General features: G+C 37.6%; 7 protein-coding genes. 1 reads left to right on the top strand and 6 read right to left on the bottom strand.

What is annotated here, in order from left to right; genetic code table 11:
• A partial coding sequence (locus RT405_RS12965) for a solute carrier family 23 protein (RefSeq protein ID WP_313470233.1) occupies positions 1 to 366 on the top strand: 366 nt, incomplete at its 5' end.
• 59 nt (positions 367 to 425) lie between these two features.
• Here the strand turns inward: RT405_RS12965 and RT405_RS12960 are convergent.
• The 6 genes from RT405_RS12960 to RT405_RS12935 form a co-directional block, all read right to left on the bottom strand.
• Positions 426 to 635 carry a metal-sensing transcriptional repressor gene (locus tag RT405_RS12960; RefSeq protein WP_396163862.1) on the bottom strand — a complete coding sequence of 70 codons (210 nt, stop codon included), beginning with the start codon at positions 633 to 635 and terminating at the stop codon, positions 426 to 428.
• A gap of 109 nt (positions 636 to 744) precedes the next feature.
• Positions 745 to 987: a membrane protein insertion efficiency factor YidD gene (yidD, locus tag RT405_RS12955; protein WP_313470230.1), complete on the bottom strand. Its 243-nt coding sequence runs from the start codon at positions 985 to 987 to the stop codon at positions 745 to 747.
• A 122-nt stretch (positions 988 to 1,109) separates the two neighbouring features.
• Positions 1,110 to 1,619 carry a tRNA (uridine(34)/cytosine(34)/5-carboxymethylaminomethyluridine(34)-2'-O)-methyltransferase TrmL gene (gene trmL / locus RT405_RS12950; RefSeq protein ID WP_313470228.1) on the bottom strand — a complete coding sequence of 170 codons (510 nt, stop codon included), beginning with the start codon at positions 1,617 to 1,619 and terminating at the stop codon, positions 1,110 to 1,112.
• A gap of 21 nt (positions 1,620 to 1,640) precedes the next feature.
• On the bottom strand, positions 1,641 to 2,801 hold the full coding sequence (queG, locus tag RT405_RS12945; RefSeq protein WP_313470234.1) for a tRNA epoxyqueuosine(34) reductase QueG: 1,161 nt from the start codon (positions 2,799 to 2,801) through the stop codon (positions 1,641 to 1,643).
• A 370-nt stretch (positions 2,802 to 3,171) separates the two neighbouring features.
• A complete protein-coding gene (locus RT405_RS12940) occupies positions 3,172 to 4,020 on the bottom strand; it encodes a methyltransferase domain-containing protein (protein WP_313470226.1) in 849 nt (282 codons plus the stop codon).
• Between the two features lie 14 nt (positions 4,021 to 4,034).
• Positions 4,035 to 4,922, bottom strand: coding sequence for an NAD-dependent epimerase/dehydratase family protein (locus RT405_RS12935; protein ID WP_313470225.1), 888 nt, complete (start codon positions 4,920 to 4,922; stop codon positions 4,035 to 4,037).
• Between the last annotated feature and the right edge of the window lie 84 nt (positions 4,923 to 5,006).

Below are 5,006 nucleotides of genomic sequence, written 5' to 3'. Positions count from 1 at the left end.
GCTGGCGGGCGTACAGGTTTAACTGCTTTAACGATCGCTGTTCTTTTTGCTTTATCTAGCTTCTTCTATCCCTTGTTCAGCGTGATTTCTAGTGTATCCGCCATTACTTCTCCAGCTTTAGTTATTGTAGGAACTCTTATGATGGCCAGCACAGCTGAAATCGATTGGTCTGACCTATCTGAAGCATTTCCAGCTTTTATTGTCATCTTAACGATGCCGCTTACCGGCAGTATCGCAACTGGTCTGGCTTTAGGCTTCATTACTTACCCAATTACAAAAGCCGTCAAAGGACAAGCAAAAACGGTTCACCCTTTTGTTTATCTTTTTGCCGTGTTATTTATTATCCAACTTTTCTTCTTAACCTAATTATAAGCTAACGAAAAAACACTTTAGTAACAGCACATAAGTCTGTTATTAAAGTGTTTTTATCTGCTTTTAACTAATAAATCAATTGCTTCTTGAATGCTTTCTTGGTTGCTCAGACCTTCGTTCATACTTTCAGCAACGCACTCCACTAAATTTTCAGCTACAATGATTCCCATAGCCCGATCAATGCTTGTGCGGATAGCAGATAATTGAGTAATGACACTTTTACAGTCCTGCCCTTCTTCGATCATCTTAATTACACCGCGCATTTGTCCTTCTGAACGTTTGATTCGATTGATCACTTTTAAATTAGGGTCTTTTATTTTACTATCTTGTTCCAATCAAACTACCTCCAATATGTTCTACTGTCTGTTTCTATTATTTTTGTTGACTCCGTTTTAAAGTAAATTTTTTCGGTACTGGGTCGAAACCGCCTTTTACTAATGGGTGGCACCTTAAGATCCTCGCTATTCCCATTAACGTTCCTTTTAAAGCACCATGACGGTCAATCGCTTCGATTGCATAACTTGAACAAGTAGGGTAATAACGACAGGTTGGCGGAAATAAAGGCGATATGCCTTTCTGATAAGCTCTGATTGCTTTAATAAAGATTTTTTTCATATTTCTTCCCACCTTCTTTCATCATATTATACCCAGCACCGTATACTTTGTAAAGTAGATCCTTTTTTTACAATAAAAACTCTCTAAAAGACAGATGTACTCTTTTAGAGAGGAGAATGTAATTAAGCTAATTTATCATTTTCATAGCGGTGTGTCAATTCCATATTCACAAAATCTTGTTGGCGCAAAGCTTCATAAATTAAAATTGCCGCAGTATTTGAAAGGTTTAATGAACGAATATGGGTATCATCCATTGGAATTCGTAAGCAGTCTTCTTCATGCTCCCGCATAAACTCTTCCGGTAAACCAGTAGTTTCTTTACCGAAAATAAAATAATGATCTTTTTCAACATCGGTATAGTTGACATCACTATAGGTTTGGTGTCCGAACTTGGTAATCAAATGAAGCTGCCCTTCTTTTGCGCTTTCTAGAAAATCCGGCAAACTGGCGTGATAGGTAATGTTTACTTCACTCCAATAATCTAGCCCCGCTCTTTTTAACTGTTTATCATCCGTTGAAAAACCTAATGGTTCAATCAAATGCAATTGTGTATTGGTTCCCGCACATGTTCTGGCAATGTTTCCAGTATTGGCAGGGATTTGAGGTTCAAATAAAACGATATGGTTTGGCATCTTTTTTTTCCTCCTGAATAGTTACTTTCTTTTGTCTTTTTTATCTTTAATAGCGGAAATCGCTTGTTCTATTTCAAATCGAGCTTCTGGGTCCGTCTCTTTTTCAACTGCTTCTTCTAAAAATTCCAAAACTAATTCATCTTTATAAGAAACAATTTTAGCAATTGACCAAGCGGCTGTTCCACGAATAACTGGACGAGGATCTTCTTCAATACACCGCAACAACTCTGGCAGAGCCGACTTATCGCGGTAATTCCCTAAAGCTATGATCGCATTGCGCTGCAGCGGCTTTTTTCCACGCCAAGAACCTGCCATGCGGCCAAATTGTTCTTTAAAATCCCGATTGCTGATCGTGAGCATCGGTTTTAATTTCGGCATCACTTTTTCTGGTTCAGGTTCCATTTCTGGATGAAAATGGGCACTTTTCCCTTTGTTATAAGGACAGACGATTTGACAAATATCACAGCCATAAATAACATGCCCCATTTTCCGCCTAAATTCTTCAGGCATCATTCCTTTTGTTTGGGTCTGATAAGAAAGGCATTGTTTAGCATTCATACGTCCATCTCCAAGCAAGGCACCTGTTGGACAAGCATCTACGCAGCGAGTACAATCACCGCAACCAAAAGAGACAGCTTTATCACTAGGAAAATCTAAATTTGTAATGATTTCACCTAAGTAAACATATGAACCGTATTCTTCTGTAATCAGCAAACCATTGCGGCCTATAAAGCCTAATCCTGCTCGCTGAGCAACTGCTACATCAACTAATTCTCCAGTATCGACCATGGGTTTATACGTAACAGTATTTCCTGCTTCTTGACGAATGTAGTCAATCAATTGATTCATTTTTTCGCGTAAAATGTCATGGTAATCTGTCCCCCATGATGCACGGGCAAACTCTCCCCTTCTTTCTCCTTTTACACGAGGCGGCGGATTTTCTATTTTAGTTGGATAAGCTAAAGCTATGGAGATGATCGATCGTGGATTTTTAAAAATCAATTCAGGATAAACACGTTCTTGGATATTTTTGTGCTCAAAACCAGAATGATGGCCTTTGGCTTGTTGCGCTGTTAACTTGCTCTCCAATTCAATAAATGGTTCAGCCGTTGTGAAGCCAATTTTATTGATGCCGATCCGTTTGCTCTCCACAATAATTTTTTCTTTGAGCTCTGCTTGCATCACCGTCAACTAGATCCACCCCTTCACATCAGAACTTTTCTACTTATTTTAGCATAATTTTTTTAAAAAGTTCATCCATTTTCCTCAATTTGGTAGACAATAGCATAACCTATACTAAATATCAAAAAAACAAAAAAAACGCATCGCTTCGGTGTCCAGCACTGCGAAACGATACGTTAATGAAGCTTTTTTAAGTTTCACTAACTTTTATCAAAATCTGATGGATTCCTGATAAAAACGAATGAACAAAAATAGCTTATACGTAATATAACACTGATAGACATATCTTGCAACCAAGAAAGCCCAATTGATACAATTGGAAGCGTTCGCCAAAAAAACAAAACTTCACAAATCAGACACAATTCCTTTCCTAAGTAATCCCAATCAATAAACAAACGTCTACTGTCACACTTGTCAGCGGGTGTTCCAGCGCATATTGCTTAGCAGACTCGCTGGCTCCCCAGCTTAGTGGCGTCATTTTCATTAAATCTTTAAAATCCTCATCCGTTAAAGGAAATTGATACCGAACACGTTGCGTTGCTATTGATGAAAAATGTTCATTGAATTTTTTGATTACTAACTCATTAGAATAATCTTGTCTATCTACTTGATCATGATAAAAAAGAGCACGCAACTCCATTAAATAATCTTTTTCTGGTACAACTTTTATCACTTGGCCGCCCGGTTTCAATAGGCGCTCAAATTCTTGGTAATTGGAAGGCGAAAAAATATTCAAAATGGTATCGTATTGCTTCGTTGCAAAAGGCGACTGAGCTAAATCAGCTACGCACCAAAAAGCGCTGGTAAAATGACTTGCAGCTAACTGGATCGCATCTTTAGAAATATCAAAACCGATTTTTTGACCTTTTAAACCTAATCCTGTTAAATAATTTAATTGCGAGCCTTCACCGCAACCTATATCCAAAAGATTACCGGTTGATTTATTTGTAATTTGTTGATAAACAGAATCCAGTAAGGGGTTGAACAAGCCTGCTTGAGCTATCTGGAACCGTGCGGTCAGCATTTCTTTATCGTATTCGTTTTTTGAGCCTTTCAACAAAAAATAAAGAGTACCTTTTTTTGACAGATCAAATAAATGACCCGATTCACACCGTAAGCTTCTGTTTTCTACTTGTTGGAAAGCTTGGCAACAAACTGGACACTGAAACAAATCCATTTGTTCGGTTAAGAATTGTGCTGCTGAATCAATTTTTTTCACATTATAGCCTCTTTCTATCCTTCTAATTCAATCGTTTTTTTCAATTGGATCATCAATGGTTTTAACCAATCTATTAAATTACCAGTTGGGAAACCTTCTGCTTCAATTTTAGCAACCTTCAGGTAATAATCATGAGCTACACTAAACGGTGATTGTTTCTCTTGATCATTTGTATAGAACACATCTGCTTTTTTTGCTAGACTTTCTTCTAACCAATCAACAAAATCAGCAATAGAGATAGCCTGATCAGCGCTCGCATTGTAGATCCCACTTTTTTTATTTTCAATCAACCATACGATGGCTTTAGCTGCTTCACTTCCTTTAATAAAGCTTGTTTTAGCATCTTTTTGATAAAAGTAAAAGGGCTTTTCTTGCAACACTTTGCGGATATAAAAATGCAATCGCTCTGTATAATCATCTGTATCCAACACGATCGGAATTCTTAATGCAACTACGGGAAAGCTGGCTTGTTGAAACAAAACTGCTTCAGCTTGTCGTTTGCCTTCTCCATAAGTCACTTCTTTCTTTGAATCTATCTGATAATGCCAGGGATCAAAATCAATTTCGCTATAACCTGATTTTTCTCCTTCATAAACAGCTAAAGTAGAAGTTAAAAAATAACGGTGGATTTTCCCACTCAATTTTTCAAGAATCAAATCGGCATCTTCTTTTGTAAAACAGATATTATCTAACACCATATCCCATGTTTCTTGTTGAAGCGTCGACCACCCTTCGTGCTTTCCATCTGCTCGATCGATAATGATCCGATCGACCTGATCTCCAAAGTCATCTGAGTGGATCCCACGCGTAGCAATGGTTACTTCATAATTTTTTTCAAGCAGCAATTCAACAGCTTTTTTGCCAAAAAATCGTGTTCCACCAAAAACGAGTATCTTTTTCATGGTTTCACTCCTTTCTCTTTACCTTCTGTCTTACTATACCATTATTAAGAAATGGAATCACGGCTTAATCCACTAAAAACAACG

It is taken from the genome of Carnobacterium sp., assembly GCF_032094055.1.
Lineage (GTDB): Bacteria > Bacillota > Bacilli > Lactobacillales > Carnobacteriaceae > Carnobacterium_A.
This window is presented reverse-complemented; position numbering and strand designations above follow the sequence as displayed.